The 18,928-nt window shown below is 38.5% G+C and carries 17 protein-coding genes and 1 pseudogene; 4 read left to right on the forward strand and 14 right to left on the reverse strand.

Translation table 11 applies throughout. The annotated features are described in order from the left end of the window. The first annotated feature begins 35 nt into the window (after positions 1 to 35). Both RM347_RS11660 and RM347_RS11665 read left to right on the forward strand, forming a co-directional pair. Positions 36 to 353, forward strand: coding sequence for a hypothetical protein (locus tag RM347_RS11660; RefSeq protein WP_322721966.1), 318 nt, complete (start codon positions 36 to 38; stop codon positions 351 to 353). Then, the gene (locus RM347_RS11665; RefSeq protein ID WP_322721967.1) at positions 350 to 715 is read left to right on the forward strand and encodes an aspartyl protease; all 366 of its coding nucleotides are present in this window, start codon (positions 350 to 352) and stop codon (positions 713 to 715) included. The genes RM347_RS11660 and RM347_RS11665 overlap by 4 nt, the downstream gene beginning before the upstream one ends. A gap of 116 nt (positions 716 to 831) precedes the next feature. Here the strand turns inward: RM347_RS11665 and RM347_RS11670 are convergent, their stop codons facing one another. The 14 genes from RM347_RS11670 to RM347_RS11735 all read right to left on the reverse strand — a co-directional run bounded on the left by RM347_RS11670 (position 832) and on the right by RM347_RS11735 (position 15,303). Next, positions 832 to 2,205, reverse strand: coding sequence for a VWA domain-containing protein (locus RM347_RS11670; protein WP_322721968.1), 1,374 nt, complete (start codon positions 2,203 to 2,205; stop codon positions 832 to 834). A gap of 228 nt (positions 2,206 to 2,433) precedes the next feature. After that, positions 2,434 to 5,397 (reverse strand): calcium-translocating P-type ATPase, PMCA-type, encoded by a 2,964-nt coding sequence (locus RM347_RS11675; RefSeq protein WP_322721969.1) that lies wholly within the window; start codon positions 5,395 to 5,397, stop codon positions 2,434 to 2,436. A gap of 155 nt (positions 5,398 to 5,552) precedes the next feature. Further along, a complete protein-coding gene (locus tag RM347_RS11680) occupies positions 5,553 to 5,702 on the reverse strand; it encodes a hypothetical protein (RefSeq protein ID WP_322673892.1) in 150 nt (49 codons plus the stop codon). Between the two features lie 159 nt (positions 5,703 to 5,861). Continuing rightward, positions 5,862 to 6,563 carry a zinc-dependent metalloprotease family protein gene (locus RM347_RS11685; RefSeq protein ID WP_322721970.1) on the reverse strand — a complete coding sequence of 234 codons (702 nt, stop codon included), beginning with the start codon at positions 6,561 to 6,563 and terminating at the stop codon, positions 5,862 to 5,864. A 1-nt stretch (position 6,564) separates the two neighbouring features. Then, positions 6,565 to 7,173 carry a tellurium resistance protein TerA gene (locus RM347_RS11690; protein ID WP_322721971.1) on the reverse strand — a complete coding sequence of 203 codons (609 nt, stop codon included), beginning with the start codon at positions 7,171 to 7,173 and terminating at the stop codon, positions 6,565 to 6,567. A gap of 20 nt (positions 7,174 to 7,193) precedes the next feature. After that, positions 7,194 to 7,799 carry a TerD family protein gene (locus RM347_RS11695; RefSeq protein ID WP_322721972.1) on the reverse strand — a complete coding sequence of 202 codons (606 nt, stop codon included), beginning with the start codon at positions 7,797 to 7,799 and terminating at the stop codon, positions 7,194 to 7,196. Positions 7,800 to 7,809: 10 nt separating this feature from the next. Further along, entirely contained in the window at positions 7,810 to 8,385 is a 576-nt protein-coding gene (locus RM347_RS11700; RefSeq protein WP_322721973.1) for a TerD family protein, read from the reverse strand. A gap of 133 nt (positions 8,386 to 8,518) precedes the next feature. Next, the gene (locus tag RM347_RS11705; protein WP_322721974.1) at positions 8,519 to 9,094 is read right to left on the reverse strand and encodes a TerD family protein; all 576 of its coding nucleotides are present in this window, start codon (positions 9,092 to 9,094) and stop codon (positions 8,519 to 8,521) included. A 430-nt stretch (positions 9,095 to 9,524) separates the two neighbouring features. Then, positions 9,525 to 9,968: a tellurite resistance TerB family protein gene (locus RM347_RS11710; RefSeq protein ID WP_322721975.1), complete on the reverse strand. Its 444-nt coding sequence runs from the start codon at positions 9,966 to 9,968 to the stop codon at positions 9,525 to 9,527. Positions 9,969 to 10,002: 34 nt separating this feature from the next. After that, a complete protein-coding gene (locus RM347_RS11715) occupies positions 10,003 to 10,749 on the reverse strand; it encodes an HAD hydrolase family protein (RefSeq protein ID WP_322721976.1) in 747 nt (248 codons plus the stop codon). Beyond that, positions 10,739 to 11,734 (reverse strand): cysteine protease StiP domain-containing protein, encoded by a 996-nt coding sequence (locus RM347_RS11720; protein ID WP_322721977.1) that lies wholly within the window; start codon positions 11,732 to 11,734, stop codon positions 10,739 to 10,741. The genes RM347_RS11715 and RM347_RS11720 overlap by 11 nt, the downstream gene beginning before the upstream one ends. A gap of 1 nt (position 11,735) precedes the next feature. Beyond that, complete coding sequence (locus RM347_RS11725; protein WP_322721978.1) at positions 11,736 to 12,770, reverse strand: phosphoribosyltransferase domain-containing protein; 1,035 nt, start codon at positions 12,768 to 12,770, stop codon at positions 11,736 to 11,738. Between the two features lie 319 nt (positions 12,771 to 13,089). Beyond that, positions 13,090 to 13,374 carry a hypothetical protein gene (locus RM347_RS11730; RefSeq protein WP_322721979.1) on the reverse strand — a complete coding sequence of 95 codons (285 nt, stop codon included), beginning with the start codon at positions 13,372 to 13,374 and terminating at the stop codon, positions 13,090 to 13,092. A 45-nt stretch (positions 13,375 to 13,419) separates the two neighbouring features. After that, the gene (locus tag RM347_RS11735) at positions 13,420 to 15,303 is read right to left on the reverse strand and encodes an ArsA family ATPase (RefSeq protein ID WP_322721980.1); all 1,884 of its coding nucleotides are present in this window, start codon (positions 15,301 to 15,303) and stop codon (positions 13,420 to 13,422) included. A gap of 404 nt (positions 15,304 to 15,707) precedes the next feature. Between RM347_RS11735 and RM347_RS11740 the strand changes: the two genes are divergently transcribed. Then, positions 15,708 to 18,314 carry an eIF2A-related protein gene (locus tag RM347_RS11740; protein WP_428850545.1) on the forward strand — a complete coding sequence of 869 codons (2,607 nt, stop codon included), beginning with the start codon at positions 15,708 to 15,710 and terminating at the stop codon, positions 18,312 to 18,314. 398 nt (positions 18,315 to 18,712) lie between these two features. Continuing rightward, positions 18,713 to 18,928 (forward strand): annotated as a pseudogene (locus tag RM347_RS11745) (hypothetical protein); the annotation flags it as partial.

Raw genomic sequence — 18,928 nt, forward strand, 5'->3', positions numbered from 1 at the left:
AAATATAAGTATTGCGATTCCGAATATAATCAGCCATGACTGAAACTAAACCCACTCGTACCGCACGCAGGGGACGAATATTCCCTGAAATTCAGTGGAATGAGGAACAAAAAGCACGACGTGAAGCCGAACGCGAGGCTTTTTACCAACGTTGTAAACCTATTTTTGAGCGAGTTAAATCAGAATTAATTGAAACTCACTACAACTGGTTTGTTGCAGTTGAACCGGATAGTGGAGAATATTTTGTTGATAAAGATTTAGAAGTAGTTTCATTACAGTGTCGCAAACAGCATCCAGGCAAAATCCACTATGCTTTTCGGATTAATGAGTCTGGGGATTGCGGCACAATATGACGATTTCCGGTTTTTTTGGTGATGAGGATGCACTACTTTTTGAAATTAGTTTAATAACATCAGATGGATTAGAATTACCTGTTGAGGCGATGTTTGATACAGGTTTTTCATATTGGTTAGCGATTAATGAGCAAGATATAGATGCACTTGGTTGGGAGCGTTTACGAGAGCAAACAATGCGAACTGCACGCAAAGATGTAAAATTTGAAATCTATGTTGGTCAAGTACTATTTGACGGTCAAGAGTTTTACATACCTGTACACGTTGGCAAAGATTTAACAGAAGTTTTGCTCGGTCGTCAATGGTTAACAAATCGTCGGTTAGTCGTTGATATACAGTCGGGTGAATTAACGTTGGGATAACTAAAGACAATAATAAATTAGACAAATACCTCAAGCGCCGACAGTATCGATTGATCATTTGACCCCTATTGGCAATTAAGTAATTGGTAGAAAATACACTCATACAATGGCTGCCATTACAAAGCACTCAATATACCTTTAGCCCTTGCCTCTTTAATCCAAGTAGGAAATTCGTTTAGTAATCTTTCATACAATTGCTCATCTGTAATTTTTATTAAATCATCTACATGGAAAAAATTGGCATTATCAATAATGCGACCATTCATATTGTCTAATTTTTCTAAAATTCCATAGTTAGAGCCAGCCAAACCCACAAATTGCCAAAAGATGGGATATTTTGCTGCATCAACTATAGCTTTTTTAATTCCTTGCTCATCAGTAACTCCGCCATCACTAAGAAACACAATCAACGTAGGTAACTTACTAGCTTCTTCTTGAGTATATTTCTTGATTACATCTCGGATTACAAGGGATTCATTGTTACCACCACCTAATTCCAGCATCAGAGAGGGCATCTTAAAAACAAGTAAAGCTCTCTTGGTTTCGCCACATTCTTTTTGTATATAGCCATCAACATTGCTTTCTGTTACTATTCTTGTTCTTTTGAATGTTGATCCAAAAAACCAGATATTTAATTTACCATCATCGTCTAGTCTACTAGCCACTGGTACTATTCTTTCAAGAAATGCTTGTATTGCACCTGAATTATATTGATTTGTCATAGAACCAGAAATATCTAAAACTAAAGCAACTCTGGCTACAACATTATTAATACCTTTCTTTTTTAGAACAATCTCTACTTTTGTTTTTAAAAGGCTGATATCGGCTTTCTTTGTAATATCAATATTATGTGTTTTAGTATCTTTAGCAGGAGTTATTACAGGAATATCAGGAGTTTGTACTTTCGATTCTTCTTGTTTAATATCAACAATATATTTATCTACAAAACTTTGGAGTCCCGATTTATAACCTTCTCCTACTGCTCGAAATCGCCATTCACCATCCTTTTTATATAACCGCCCAAGTTCCAAAGCTGTCTCTTGAGCAAAATTTTCTCTCAAGTTGTAGCGAACCAAAGAATTTCCTGTTTCTTGATTATAAATTTTAATAAAGGCATGTTTGATTTGGCTAAAACTTTGATTTTTTTCCTGCCCTTCGTGAATAGTAACAACAAAAACTATTTCCTGAATAGCTGGGTTGACTTTTGATAAATCAACATAAATCGTCTTATCATCTCCATTACCTCCTCCTGTTCTATTATCTCCACTGTGTTTTATAGAAGTATCGGGAGATTGCAGGTTGTTGTAGAATACAAAATATTTTTCATTAGGAACTTTGTTATTTAGACCTAACATAAATACAGAAGCATCAATATCATACGGTTGTCTATTCTGACTTACCTGCCATCCTAAACCAATAGCTACCTTCTTTAAATTGGGAGCTTCTTTAGAAAGATTAAATCTAGCACCTTTGATTAATTCAGTTTCCATTTTATATAAATTATTTCGAGCGACTTTTGTATGAAGCTATCTATTTGAAAAGAGCATTGAGTTGAGATTTCCGGCTTTATGCTAACTAGTAGAAATGAGCGATCGCATCCAAGTTAATGCAAAAAAGCCGGAGGAGATTATTAACTGAAGTAGAGAAGGCGAACCCAGGGGGCTGGGTTGGAGGTATAACCCTGATTCAGGGCTTTACCATCCAGTGCGTTGAGTGAATTAACTAACCAGTGCCGATTTTTTCAACTTTGCTCGCATCGTTAAACGCCAAAGTTCACCAATCCAAAGAACTATAGACGTTCCAGCAATTACGCTTATCCAGTCTGTGAAAGATAAAGGTACTGTTCTAAAAACGCTACCACCAAACTGAATAATCAATATTTGTCCCACCAAAATAGTGATAGCGATCGCCACGAATCCTTTGTTATTAGACAAACCTTTAAAAGCAGACTGTTTTAACCCCAAGCATCGAGCATTAAACAAATTCCAAAACTGTAACATCACAAACACAGCGAAGAACACAGAAAGCTCATAAGTGCTGATATTCCCATCCTTACGGATATATTGTAAGAAAACTATTAGGAACATCAAAAATGCGAATCCAGTAGTGAAAATATTCTGTGCCATCGGTTTAGTGACAATAAACGCTTCTGGATTACGAGGAGGACGCTGCATAACGCTCCGATGGGGTGGTTCTGTTGCTAAAGCCAAAGCAGCAAAAGTATCCATAATCAAGTTCACCCACAGCATTTGGGTGACTGTTAGAGGCAGTGCTACTCCAATGAATGGGCCGGTTAAAGCAATTCCCAAGGCTACAACGTTAATTGTTAACTGAAACAGAATAAATTTTTGGATGTTCTGGTAAAGCGATCGTCCCCAAACAACAGCATTTACAATACTGCCAAAAGAATCATCAAGAAGAATAATGTCACTAGCTTCTTTAGCGATCGCTGTGCCACTACCCATTGCTAAACCTACTTGAGCTTGCTTGAGAGCAGCAGCATCGTTTGTGCCATCACCAGTCACACCTACTACCTGATTATTTTCCTGTAATAGTTTTACTAGCCGTAGCTTATCCAGGGGACGCGCTCTAGAAAGTATTTTTAATTCCTGCACTGCTCGACTGGCTTCTTGGTCACTTAGTTGAGCAAACTGTTGACCTGTAAGATGGAGATAACCACTATTAAAGTCATCATCTTCTTCCCAAAGTCCTATTTGCCGCCCAATCTCTTTAGCTGTCTCCGAGTTATCACCTGTAACAACTTTGACTTTGATTCCTGCATTTAAACAGCCTTGGATAGCATCAGGTACTTCTTGACGCAAAGGGTCTAAAATTGCTGTAAACCCCAGCCAGATCATCTCTTGAGCCAGATCATCCAAGTTCGTTTCACTGGAATACTCTGAGACTTTACTGTAAGCGAAGCCCAACGCTCGCATCCCGCGTTTTTGGTAATCTTTAATTGCATGAGCGATCGCCGTTTGATTCTGAAGTGGTTGTAGACCTTGCGCTGTCAGAATCTGCGAACAACGTTCTAAAATTACTTCTGGTGCTCCTTTTACATAAAGCACATCCTCTCCAGTCACAGAGGAATTACCAATTGTACCCATGTATTTTTTCTGACCAGAAAAAGGGATGCGGGATTTAATCTGAAAGTTACTCCGGTAGGCTATGTAATCAATTTCTTGACTATCTAGCCATAAAAGTAAAGCTCCCTCTGTAGCATTACCAATCGCACGAGGAGCCTGCAAAGGTTTTTTCTCTAAATCAGCAGTACTATTGGTAGCGATCGCTTCCGCTATTAATGCTTGCACATCTTTGAGTGCAGGTGCTAGTTGAGTATCCCAACTAGGAAAATTGACTTCATACACCCGCATTTGATTTTGGGTAAGAGTACCAGTCTTATCAGAGCAAATCACTGTAGCCGCACCAATAGTTTCGCAAGCGTGCATCCGACGCACTAAATTATTGGCAGCAGCCATTTTTCGCATACTATAAGCAAGACTGAGAGTGACGCTCATCGCCAAGCCTTCCGGCACAGCTACCACAATAATTGTCACAGCTACCATGAAATAATGTAGCAATGCCTTGGCAACATTACTAGGTACCCAGCTATTTACAGAACCAGGAATTAAGCCTAGAGGATATCCCAAAGCAAGTCCAATAGTAAAAATGGCTAGTCCGATACCAATAGTTTTTAGCCAATCAACAAGACCATTATTTTCCAACCATTCTGGTGCTTGGATTTTACTACCAGCTAATTCTAGTCCATCGAAAACTACAGGTAGCCATACTCGGTTCAATGCTACTAATACACCAGTAATTAATAATCCAACAACATACCACTGTTGAGAAGATAAGCTTAACTCCCCTGTAGCAAAGCCGCGTACTAGCAAAGATACAAAAGTAAGACCAGCAAAGCCAAGACCAACCACACCAATCACTTTACTGAGTTTTTCTAGTTGATGGTTGAGTGGTGTATCTTGTTCGCTTTCAACAGTCGCAACTGCTATTGCTAATTTACCAATTTCTGTGTTATCTCCAACGGCAGTGACTTGAAAATAACCGTGTCCTTGCTCAACTATCGTACTGCGATAAATATTGTAGGCAGGATAGGTTCCTTCTTCAATACCTTGATTCTTTGCGTCAATTTGAGTCAGTTTTTTAACTGGTTCTGCCTCACCAGTAATTTTTGATTGGTCAATCTCTAGGGCAACTTCTTCTAAAACTTCTCCATCAGCCGGGACTTCCTCACCTTGTTCTAGGTAAGTAATATCTCCCACAACTAACTCTTTGCGGGGGATAGTGGTAAAGTTGCCATCGCGGATGACTTTGATCGCAACTTCATCATAAACCTGATTGAGGATGTCAAATTCTTGATTGGCTTTGTATTCATTGATAAATGCCAGAGTAGTTGCTAATAAGATAGCAACTACAATCCCTAAACCTTCAGCATATTCACCTTCTAAAATCCCAACAGTAATTGCAATCGCTGCTGCAATCATCAGAATCCGAATTACGGGGTCTTCAAATTTTTCCAGAAATAATTTCCACAATGGATCTCGTTCTGGTGGTGTCAGAACATTAGCACCATATTTTTGACGATTGGCTTTAACTTCTTCGGAAGTTAATCCTTGATATGGTAATTTAACGTTATTGAGCTTATTATTCTCATTAGTAAGCATATTGCATCCATTAAATTGTCAAAAGCTATACCGAGCTAAATTGCACATCAATACCAAATAGGTATTCAGAAATGCTATCCAGAATCATGCAATGGCAATATGTAGCTTAATGCCATTGCAATTGTTTAGTAGTGAAATAGTGAAATCTCTAGAATCTACTGGGAATTTTCATCTGCTTTCATCAATGCACTTCCCACTCCCATAGTTATAAATCCTGCAAAAGGAAAGGTTTTGAAGAATCCACCTATATTGCCAAAAAAAAGAAATAAACCAAATAAGAAAACTATAGCTCCTGCTGCTTTCATCGCTTTTGTAGTGCCTCTGTATTAGGTATAGTGGTTTTATGTGTATGAAATAGACTAATCTATGCCTTCTCTTCCTAAGTCACTTTGTTCCAACAAAATGTATTGCAACCATCGATAAATACTATCAATCCCAAAGAGAATGCAGACTTCTATCAAGAGTCAAGTTGGCAAAGATTTATATTTGCGAATGGCATTATTCATTAAGATGATCTGCTCGGCATGAAATGAAGGAGGCATCAAGCTGTGAATTCGGTGGTCGAGTCCATCGTGCATCACATCTGTGGGTAATTCAGAATGATCTAATCCCAAGGTATGACCGATTTCATGGGCAATAGTATTAGCAATCAAGTTAGATAATTGGGCTAAATTTAGACTAGCCTGCTCAGAAGCAAGAAGTATTTGGTCTATACGTACAGCCGCAACATTCGTGACTTTGCCATGACTAAAACTGGCTATTCCTAGATAGTCAACTGGTTCTTGATCGATTAACACATAAATATGGGTAAAATTTTGCCCCCACTCTCTTTCATCCGGTGGTTCTGAAGTCAAAAATACATTAATGCTTCTAAAAGCACTGAAGACTTTAGCTAGAGAATCTCCCATCACTTCTAGCATTGTGCTATTATCTCCAGTGCCAACAAACATTCCCGAAATATCAACCCATACGCAATGGCGAACTTCACTATTCTTTCCAGCTATTAACCATCCACAATGGGGACAAATTCGCCAAGTCGTTTGAATTCGAGAACGACAACCTTGACAGCAAGGCTTAGGAGGTCTATCAAGGTTAATTCGTTCCCAAATGGGAATTTGTAGTTTACGATTTGGCTTAGTTAAATTCAGGCGATCGTAAAGTGACATTTTACTTAGAGCCAGCTACCCAATTAAAGCCAAAATGGTAGTTTTTGTCTGCCTCTTGATGGCTGCTAAAGTATTTTTCTTCCTTCAAAATCGCTACTTGAGAGCCGAGATTGCTAACTATAGCCGCAGCACAGAAAGGTTTATTTACACCTGGGTTATTTAGTTCTAAATAAATCTCTTCACCATTACTAATCTTGAAAAACATTCGCCCACCCACAGACCTAAAATCAGACGCTCCCCGATAAATTAGGGCAAAAAACATCACTCGTTTGATAGTATCAGGCCTGTAAATGAACATATTTTCACCGTCTGAAGCCGCTCCAGTACGGTCATCTTTATCAAGAAATATGTAGGGAGAAGAATTTTTAGCACCAAAGTTACCTCCTAGAGGTTGAATAACACCTTTAGCACCATCAACCGTCTCATACATACATCCCAAGTCCAAGTCAGGGGGACTATCAGCACCAAGCAATTTACCAAAGAATCCAACATTTTGATTAGATTGTTGGTTCCAGTTGAGGTTGACATGAACCGTTAACTGCTTAGATTGACCTGCTTTACTTAGGTCTATCTTGTGAGAATCGCCACTCTTTTTCAGAGTAATAGCCATGATTGCATAATCCTAGATATTCAACAGTAAGACTCGATCAGTTCCCCTAAACCATTGACATTCGTGCCATTGCCGACAGCCGCCATTTTCCACTCATTATTATGTAGGTACACTTCAGCTAATATCATTCCTGTCATGCCTCCATACTCTCTACCTGAGAGGTTATATCGAGCCAATTCTTTGTTATTAGCTGCATTAACGAGGCGTACAAAGGCATTTTCAATTTGGCTAAAGTCTTGTTTACGAGCAATGCATTCGTAAATATTGACTACGAAAACCAATTTAGCAATCTGGGTTGGGATGCGAGGTAAATCAACAATTATTACCTCGTCATCACCATCACCTGCACCTGTTAAATTGTCCCCAGTATGAGTGATTGCTCCTGATGGATGTTGAAGATTACCAAAGTAGATAATATTCTCTTTAGCTGTTAACTTGCCGTTTGCATCTAGGCAGATTACAGACGCATCTAGGTCATACTGATGGCCACTACCACCAAAATTGCTAAAAAATCCACCACCTGAACGTTTTGCGACATCCCAACCTAACCCACACATCAACTTGGTTAGATTAGGAGCTTCCTTAGATAGGGAAATCCTCTGTCCTTTTTGTAAACTAATTGCCATCGTAAATCTCCTAGCTATAACGATCTAATAAAGCTTTTAATCCACCTTGATAGCCAGAGCCAACGGCATTTAAACGCCACTCACCGTCCTTACGATAGATTTCAGCCATGACTAATGCAGTTTCAATGGAGTAATCCTCAACTAAGTCGTATCTGACTACTTCCTGGCTAGTCTGAGCATTGACTACACGAACAAAAGCATTTTGAACCTGACCAAAGTTTTGACTTCTTTGTGCGGCTTCATGAATAGTTACAGTGATGACAATTTTCTGAACATCAGCAGGAACTTTTTGCAGATTAATCTTGATGACTTCATCATCACCATCACCTACACCTGTAAGATTATCTCCTGTATGTTGAACTGACTTGTCGGGGTCTGGGCTAGTAAGATTGTTGTAGAAAATAAAGTGGTTGTCGGATATTAGCTTTTCGTTACTTTTGAGCAGAAAAACTGACGCGTCTAGGTCAAAGTCATGGCCAGTGTCCATTGCCTTAACATCCCATCCAAGACCAACAAATACCTCAGTAAGTCCTGGTGCAACTTTTTCAAGAGATACGCGCTGTCCTTTTGTTAATGTAACTGCCATTACTTCTTAGTCTCCTTAAATTCAACCATATACATAAGTTACTAATCATGTAAGAACAGAAGCCAAAATCAACAGAATTAGAATGCTGACTTCTGCCTACAATGAAATTGTTTTAGCTTTCTAGAGAATTACCCTAGTTGTAGCGATCGAGAAGTGCCTGTAAACCACCTTGATAGCCAGAGCCAACCGCATTTAAACGCCACTCACCGTCTTTACGATAAAGTTCAGCCATGATTAACGCTGTCTCAATCGAATAGTCTTCTGTAAGTTCATAGCGGACAGCTTCTTCCTTTGTCTGCTCATTCACAAGACGTACAAATGCGTTTTGTACTTGACCAAAATTTTGATTGCGTTTTTCTGCTTCGTGAATAGTTACAGCTATAGCAATTTTTTCAATATCACTAGGTACTTGATTCAGAGAAATTTTGATTGTCTCATCATCTCCTTCACCTTTACCCGTGAGGTTATCTCCTAAATGTTGTACTGACTTATTCGTATCAGGACTTGTAGGATTATTGTAAAAAACTAAATGAGATTCAGATACTAACTTGTCATTAGCATTTAGGAGAAAAATTGAGGCATCCAAATCAAAATCAGTACCAGTATCAGTAGATTTAATATCCCATCCAAGACCAACAAAAACTTGAGAAAGACCTGGCGCAACTTTCTCAAGAGATACACGTTGTCCTTTTGCCAGTGTGATTGTCACTATTCAATCTCCTTTAAATTAAAGCGGAGGGTAGACGCACTAAAGTAGCTGTTCTTGATTTATTCAGAATCAGTGAGAAATAAAGACTTGAGATTTTAAACAATTAAATTACTGGCAATTTTTTCTACCTTTCCAATTAGATTTGGCATTTGCCAATCTTAATTATTAGAAAACTTTTTAGCTAGTAATTCTAAATATTATTTTAGAATTACTTATGCTTGATTAAAGCAGTAAAAATACTGAAATGTTTTTAATTTAAAATATTTTAAAAATATTATTTTTTTATAAGCAAATACTTAAAAATTAATTATTTAGTCATAGCTACAATAGAAAATCTTGCTTTAGTATTAGCAAAAAAATATAATTGAGTACGTCTTCAGTTAACTATATCTGAAGACGTATTCAATTATAAAAAATACAGGAAATTTATTTATAAATGAAACTCTGATAGAGTCAAATTTAAGTGATGACAAATTTCTCGAATAACTTGCTTCTCATATTCATAAAAATTATGATCGGCAGAACCAATAGCACAACATACTCTAACCACCAATCTCGAAGCTTCAGGATTATTCTTGAGCTTACCGATAGCTTTTAGTGCTTCTCCTTTACCAATAATCGAGTTAAACTCGAAATCACTAACAAAATGATTGAATCTATTAATTACATGATTCATATCAAAAACCCGAAGTTCTTTACTTCGACTAATAAACCCAGCCATCTTTTGTTTTTCGGCAGAATCAATATTTCCATCGGCAGTAGCTACCAAAGCACATCCAGCTACGACAGCATCCATAAATTCTTTGTTTCTAAACTTTGAAATGGAATCTTGTAAATTTTTTTGTTGGTCTTTTACCCAAGTAAACAAAGTCATAATATAGCTCCTGTTTTAGTTCAAGAGTGATGATTTACACTGGTTGTAAATTTGAATAGTTCAAAAGAGAGGCTACTAGTTCGTAAGTCCATAACAATAGTTCTTCTGTAGCAGCATGAGAATTTAAAGATGAGCAATAACCACTTTTGTGATTAACAACCTCTTTCACTTCCTCATGAGCAGTACTTAAAGTAGCTGTATAAGGACTAGCGTTTAGCATATCTAAATCATTTAAATCATTTCCTAAAGTAATTAATGGAAAAAAATTTAGGGATTTAATACCTTTTAATTTACTAGGCATGGAAGGGTAAATAAAAATTTTGTGTCCATCCAAATATATATATCCAGGTAGGTCATTTTCAAATAATATTTTTCTCAAAAATTCATCACTATTCTCAAAATTTTTTGGGGCAATCAACCCTAAACAATTTTCATATCCTGTAAGTTTTGACCAGTTTGGTAGTAAGTCGGTAACGGTATTCCAATTACTTTTAGCAATAGGTGTTTCGTCTAGATGAAATTTTGCTACCAACCCGTTTTCAGTAACAAATCCACAAAAGCAAACATCTGGAATTTGTTGAACTAGTTGTTTAACATTTTGGGCATTACGGGCAGTCGCAATAACTATTGGTATAAGTTTACTAATCTCGGCTAACAAGTTAGCGGATGTTTGACTTAGATATCTACAACTTACTCTACCTGGCACTGCGATCGCTTCTGGTTCTGGATGCAGCAAAGTCCCATCTAAATCTACAACTAATACTTGTTTATTAGTATCCATTAGCCGATTTCCTTAACGAGCAAGCGACACGAGTTTTATAATCAGATAAATCTGGAAAATTATAATTAACTTTTACTTGTTTAATTTCTGCAAGTGCTAGTAATAATTTATAGTTCGCTTTAACATAATTTATGTCATCTGCAAAATAAATTATTTCAGGATTAGCATTAATTAATGCTCGACATACTTCATTGCTATGAATTCTCATAGCAGTAGATTTGAAAAATCGTTGTTGATGAGTATTAGGCGTTGATATTATTCTCGGACAATGCTTTTGCCAAGTTTTTACTAATTGATCGCGACAGTATTGTTGGGGAAATAGGTATGCAGCAAATAAATTTGCTTCATTTACGTAGAAAGTTCTAGAGAAACCAAGCGTTGCTACTCCCGTGAAACAGGCAGTTGGACATAATAAATCATCTTGAGTACCAGAAAAATCTGCCCATCCCCAAGGATCTACTAGAACTGCAAATGGCTGCAATTCCTGTTTTGATAACTCTCTGGCAACACCGCCTCGTCCCGTCCAGCCGTCAACAAAGATAATTTTTCTTTGTGGATACTGCGATCGCACTTGCTTTAGAGCAACTTTATCAATACCTATACCGCTAAACAAAGACAAAGAAACAGCGATAGAACCAGGTAACAAACGACAAAGCCAGTCTGCAACTGGAACTCCTGCTCGCAAAATAGCAACAAAAACTAGCTTGCTAGGGTCAGCTTCCCATCTGGCAATAGAAGCAGCTAAACGAGAAGCAGCCTGCTGAATTCTTTCATCTGCTAGCTCTGAGTTTACCAATTGCCAAAACTCGTTATTTAGATTAGGTTCAGGCGAAGGAACTGACCAAAATGTATTGTTGCCATCATAAGCCATGTTTAAAGAGCGGAAGTACTGTTTATCTCTAAAAGGGTCAATTTCTTTAAGAAACTGGGCATATACTAGCTGATTCCACAGATTTGTTCGGACTAAACTTGTTGATAGATTCATTTCAGAAGGCTGTTAATAATGAATTTAATTCCAAAGAATTAACTTGAATACCTTCTTGAGCAAGGATGTATTTAGCTTCTAATTCTATTTCCCGATCAATTGGATCGCTAAAAATATGAACTGGTAACTTTAGCTCTCTGTAGTTGTAAAAATAATACTTTTGGCAAATTTGTAATTTATTTAAAATATTGGTTTTGTCAACTACCCAAGGACTTAAAGTAATATGTTGAAATGATAATAATGGATTAAGCTGGACTAACCTTATACCAATATCAATTGCCTCTCCAATAACAAAAACAATACCAAACAAATTTGTTGGCAAGTCTGTTAATATATCAAGTTGTGCTTGTAAATAAGGTCTGAATTTAGAAAAAAGCCAGTCGCTATTTTTTACATTAGTTTGAATATTTTTTTCTATCTTTGATATTAATACATTTTGATTTTCTGTATTGTCTGAATATTCTTTTTTGATTAAACTATAAGTATGAGACTGAATATTATAACTAGCTAAAGTAGTTGTAAAATAATCAATTTGTACTGTTGAGCGAGTATCAGCTAGTGCAAAAAACCTAATGTACTTAACATTGAACAACGAACATAAATGTAAAGCTAATTTCAGAATTGTTCTGCCAGTTGTAATTTCATCTTCTACAAACCACAATTCTGTTGGCTGCTCTTCTGGCAAAGGTAATACATGATTTGGACTGTGTGAATGGGTTTCGCTAAAACAAATTCCGGTAGCAGACCTGCGAGTTGAACATAACCATTGTGCATTAATTCCTCGCTCTCTAGCATTTTGATACATCAATGCCGATGGAATAATCCCAGATTCAGTTAATCCAATAATTAAAGGATATTTAGAAACAGAATTTTCTAAAATTGATTGAAATAATAAACTTTGTAAATAGTTTTTACATTCCTGTATTTCTCTACCATTAGTTGGTTTTAACTTACCTAAATAAGAAAAAGTGACAGCCGTTTTTCGATGAGGATTATTTTCTCTTTGCAACCAGTGAACACGCTCTTTTAAATTCATGTTTTTGTATTTTTTAAATGTAGAGTTATAGATTTATACATAAAATATTTGTAAAACTAAATTTAGTCGCTATGATTGCCCCAGCAAAGCTAAATAAGCATTATGTATATATTTATATGTACTCTGATACAAAATACTAACGCTGAAGCTCTCTTGCAACCAGCTAAAATACTGTTTTTTGCATTACAATTCATTAATTTTCTACGTAATTTCTACAGTATTAGTCTGGTTAAAAGTAATGTGATACTTTGTACGTTTAGTTTACGCATCCAGTGTTTATTCCGTTAGGTGCAAGAGATCAGCTTGTGTGATTCTTGCATTAGTATTCCAATGTTAAGGTTTTGAATTTTGGTGTATTGTCCTCCAAGCCAGTATTTGTTTGCTGATGGATCGTGTTTTCTTCAGCAATTGTTTGACTATTTAAAATAGCAAGACGCTGCTGAATCTGATGTCGGCGTGCTTCGAGTTTCTGTAGTTCCTGCTCTAAACGCTCTTTTTCCAACATCATTTTGTAAGCATTTAAGTAAACTGTTGCTTGAGAACGTTGAGGAGGCATTGAGCTAAGTTTGGCTTGAATTTGTCCACGTTTTGGAGTGCGGTGCATAATAAATTTCTCTTTGGGTATGGAAGTATTTAGTCTAATTAGCCGTTAAAATAAACAGCCGGCTGCTGCTTGGATGCGTTCTAAAGGCTGAACTGAGCGAGGAAGCACTGGTAAGCGAACCATTGTCAAACCTGGAAAATCGCAATTAATGGTTGCTGTAGAAGTAAAGCGGTTGAGAACAAGGTAATTCTGGCTTACACCTATTTCTTGCAGAGATTTGAACAAGCGTTGTTGTTCGGCAAGTACACTGGTCTGGTTAAGCGTAACCCCAATGAACTCTGTTTGTTGTGGGTCTTTTAGCACTTTTTGGGCTTTAACTACGCGCTGTCGCAAAGTTCGTAAACGCCCCATGAACTCTGTACGACCAAGAACATTTTGATACTTGATCCAGAGTTTGAAAATCCAAGCTAGCCAGTCTGCTAGTGCATTTGGCATTTCTAGAAAACGCAGAAGATGACCTGTAGGAGCAGTGTCTAAAATAATCAAGTCTTCTTCTTGTTGCTCTAGCAATTCCATTACTGTTAACAGGGAAAGCATTTCATCAATCCCTGGTAAAGCTTGACCGACAATTTTGCGCCAAGCAGCAGGAGCATAGGCCATTTCAATAGTTTCGCTTGTTTGGGTTTCGCCACTCATCATTTCGGCCAGTTCCCACAGGTAATCGGCTCTGAATTGATCGACAATGCGATCGCCATCCACTTCCTGACCTCGAAGATTGGCAGTTATTTGATATGGTTCGTGTCCTAAACTCAAACCAAAGGCATCACCCAAGGAGTGGGCTGGATCGATGGAAACCATACGAATTTTGCGATCGGGATGTTGTTGAGCCATAGCCCAACCAATGGCAGCTGCTACTGTGGTCTTGCCTACTCCACCTTTACCGCCAATTAGTAACAGGCGACGACCTTTGGTGAGAAAATCTCCAAAGCTAGGAGGAATTGTTTCCGGCCATTGAACTGGGAGTAGATCGATAAAAGATAGCGGTTCAAGCTGAGGAACATGGATTTGGTTGATGAGATGGCTGAGGGCTAGAATCCCTAAAGGCTCTTCATCTTGCTGTGGCACAATAAAAATCGGCTTTTCGTTAGCAAGAGCCGTATACTGGCTGATGAGCGGTTGTTGTTCTTGATAACGATCTGCGTCAGTCGCACTGCTAAGGACTTGGTTAACAAACAATCCTCCGCAAGGAACCTGCATGGTTTGTAAGGCTTCTAGGAATCGTTTTGACTCTAACCAACTCATCGGTTCGGCGATCGCAACTAACAAACAAGCTGTATGCGTGGGATCTTGAAGCAGACGACGACCTTGCGACAGTTCAGCTTTCAGGGTTTGCAAAAACTCGTCAGCGCGATCGGGTGTGTAACTTCCAGCAAAGGTCTTGCTAATATACCGATGCTTTTCTTGAAACAGTTCAAGAGAGTGAAGGAAAGTGTCTAAAAAGTCCATCAATCCAAACAAGTTGAGAGTATGACCGCTAGGAGCCATATCTACTACTACTCGATCTACCTGCTGCTCGTTAAAAAGGCGTTGGATCTCTAACAAGCCCATCAACTCGTCCAGTCCAGGCCAATTTAAATCCCAAACTGGAAGCAAGTCTTCTCCTTCAACAAAACTACCGCGCTCCACTAACAGTTCTAACACCTGACCGTAACGTTCTTTAAACTCTTGTAGCAGACGCTTTGCATCCAACGCCCTTACTAGCAGATTGGGTAGTTCCGCTATGGGACGAGGAATGTCATCAACGCTAACTTGTAAGACATCTCCAAGAGAGTGAGCCGGATCGGTTGAGATTAAAAGAATTTGCTCGTTGACAAATTTCTGCGCCCAACGACATGCAAAGGTGCAGGAGATTGTCGTTTTTCCGACTCCACCTTTGCCGCTAAACATAGCAAGGTGTAGGTTATCAAAAAGTTCCATCCCGTTTGTCATTTTTGGCGTTTTAGGATAAAGTTACTACATATTTTTGAAAGTTACTTAAGTAATTTTGCTGAATAAACCTATTTAAAACCTTAATTTTTCACGGATAGGATTTACAAAACTTCTATGCTATAGGCTACCGTGTACACACAAGTTGTAAATAATTGACAAATCCGGGTTTTACCCCACCCTAACCCTCCCCTTTACAAGGGGAGGGAACTAGATTTCTTTTTTTCCCCCCTTTACACGGGGGGATTAAGGGGGGTAATTCGACTTGTGATCCTATAGGGCGGCGACAGGGAAAGCTTCACAAGAGAATGTGTAATTAATTTTGTTGAGTTACTTACAAAGATTAGCCGAGGAACTATAACTGAGGTAAAGATTTAGCCAGAGATGTCCAAAAGTAAGGAGATAAGATGGTTAACAGTTCTGAAGGCGATATAAATATTGGGTTTAATGTCCAATGTATTTCTGAATACGACTTTTTTTCTGACAGTAATTTTGAGGACATTCATTGTCATCCACTTAAAACAGACTCTCCGTACTTAGGACTAAAAACTTTTGAAATTAAAGATAAAGACAAATTTTTTGGTCGGGAGAAGTGGATTGCTAATCTGGGCGATCGCTTAAAAAAAGATAATGTACTCTTGCTTTTAGGAGCATCAGACAGTGGCAAATCATCATTGATTCGGGCAGGTTTAATTCCTTATTTAGGATCTCATAAAAATTCATTAATTAATATAAGTTTTCACCCAGATGAAAATCCTTTTAAATCTCTTTATCAGTGTCTTGCTTCTACTTATGGGAAAAAATCGCAAATAGCGGATATTGCTAAAAAAATTAGAGAAAATACCCTACTTCAAATTGTCACATTCCTCAAACAAGATTATCAGTGCGTTCTAATTTTTATTGACCAATTTGAAGAACTATTTACGAAAACTCAAAAGCCGGAACGTGATAAATTTGTTGCTAGTCTTTTTCAACTGTTCCAGCAGCAGGATAGCTCTGTCAAAATTGTTTTAACAATGCGGTTTGATTTTTTGGATAAATTTAGTGAGTATCCCCAACTTGCGAAGATCCACGATCGCTATAGCCGTATACTCACTAGAATGAGCGATGGAGAATTAAAGTTAGCGATCGCTGAACCTGCTGCTAGAAATGGCGTTACCTTTGAACAAGGATTAGTTGAGCAAATTATTCATGATTTTCACCAACAAAATGATTATTTACCACTTCTGGCATACACCTTAGATATGCTGTGGGAAAGGGAAAATATTGCAAATCGGGTTCTGAAGACAAAGACTTATCAAGAACTAAAAGAGCAAACGTTTGGTTATTTAAGCGAACAAGCTAATCGATTTATTAATACTAGTGTTGGATGGCACGATCGCCAGGAACAAGAGATTCAAAAGTTAAACCTTGCACTGACTGAATTAAAACTGCGCGAGCAATCTGCCAGGGTTTTGAATTTACTTCCTGTCCAACCGCTAGAGGGTTTGGTGCTGGCAATTCAAACAATGGGTGAGAATCTAGAGAAATATCCAAACCAGCTTCTAGCTCCTGTTTTGGGAAGCTTAAAGGAAGCAATGAACACACCCACAGAGGCAAATAGCTTGCGTGGACACGAGCAAGAGATTAATTGTCTAGCCTTTAGTCCTGATGGCAAGTTTATTGCCAGTGGCAGTAGCGATTCTACCGTGTGCTTGTGGAATATCATTGGCAATCCTACTGCTCAATTTTTGTGTGGACACGAGCAAGAGGTTAATAGTCTAGCCTTTAGTCCTGATGGCAAGTTTATTGTTAGTGGCAGTATTGACGGAATTTTGTGTTTATGGGATCTACAAGGTAATCTAATTACTCAACCGTGGCAGGGACATGAGGAAGGAGTTATTTCCGTCGCCTTTAGCTCAAATAGCGATTCTATTGTCAGTGTTGGTTTTGACGGAACGGTGTGTTTGTGGGATTTACAAGGTAACACCATCGCTCAACCTTGGCGCGGACACAAGGAAGGAGTTATTTCCGTCAGCTTTAGCCCAAATGGCGATTCTATTGTCAGTGTTGGTTTTGACGGAACGGTGTGTTTGTGGGATTTACAAGGTAACACCATCACTCAACCCTGGCACAAACATGAGGCAAAAATTATTTGCGTCGCCTTTAGCTCTGATAGCAAGTTTATTGTCAGTGGTAGTAGTGATTGTACAGTGCGGTTGTGGGATATACAAGGTAATCCCATCGGTCAACCTTGGCACGGGCATGAAGGACATGTAAATTCTGTAGCGTTTAGCCCTGATGGCAAGTTTATTATTAGTGGTGGCTGCGATCGGACAATACGCTTGTGGAATATCAATGGCAACCCCATCACACAACCTTGGCGGGGACATGAAGGACAGGTTAATTCCCTAGCCTTTAGCCCCGATGGCAAGCTGATTATCAGTGGTGGCGATCGCACTGTGCGTTTGTGGGAGCTACATCAAATATTACAAGATCGGGTCATCGGGCGATCGCAGCGCAAATATGAGAATTGGGTCAATTCTGTCGCCTTTAGCCCTGATGGTCAGTGGATTATCAGTGCCAGCAATGATTCGACAGTGCGCTTATGGGATATTCACTGCAACCCCATCGGTCAACCTTGGCGCGGGCATGAGTATTGGGTAAATTCCGCAGCTTTTAGCCCTGATGGTCAGTGGATTATCAGTGGTAGTCTTGATGGAACAGTCCGCTTGTGGCAGTGTGGATGGCAAGAATGGTTGCAAGTTTGCTGCAACAGGTTACATTATCATCCCGTCTTTCAAAATCCTGAAAATGGCAGTGATGTAGAAATTGCCCACCAAACTTGTCAAAAATATGTATGGAATCCACAATGCCCTAAACAGTTGAACAACCAAGGTGAGCAAAAAGAGAAAGCGTTTTCAGCAGCTTTGGAAGACTTTAAGCAAGCAGTTCAACTTAATTTCACATCACACTGGAAACATCACCTTGCTTGGCAATCAGTACCCACAGATGTAGAGCGACAAATTATTTGACCATAGCGACAAATTATTTGTCAAAAGATTTTATTAACTACGAATCTTTATATATCAGGGCTTTCAGGAATTAAACCCGTAAAAAGCTAATTCACTGGACGTTCGCTCATTTTGACCTAGTAAGTGAGAATTATGTCTTACAGGGCTTAAGTTCTAGCTCATAAATGGATTCAGGGATTTTCATCAATAAAAGAATCTGTTTTTGAAGCTGGTTGATAGGGGTAATGAAGACCGTAGAATCAGCGAACGCACAGTCTGTGCGTTCGCTGATTTTAAGGCAGTCAAAGGAATTAATCCGTTGAGGGGTAATGGTTAAGAGGATTTTTGAAGCAACTCCCTGATGAGAGTGGATTTGGGGGTAGTGTGAGTAGAGGATTGTGTCAGGTGGTGGTGCATCGATGAGGGAGACAGAAGTAAAAATAAGCTCTGAGCGGATAGACGATATTCCATTAATAGTTGAATGGCTTGCTCAGATAGAGATAGCTAAACATATCGACCAAAAACTGAAGAAACCGCACGGAAACCACCAAGGAATGAGCTATGGGCAGTTGAGTGTATTATTACTAACGTATATAATTACTCAATCAGACCATCGCTCATTCCTTGGTGGTTTC

This window comes from Nostoc sp. ChiQUE02 (assembly GCF_034531305.2).
In the GTDB taxonomy this organism is placed as follows: domain Bacteria; phylum Cyanobacteriota; class Cyanobacteriia; order Cyanobacteriales; family Nostocaceae; genus Nostoc.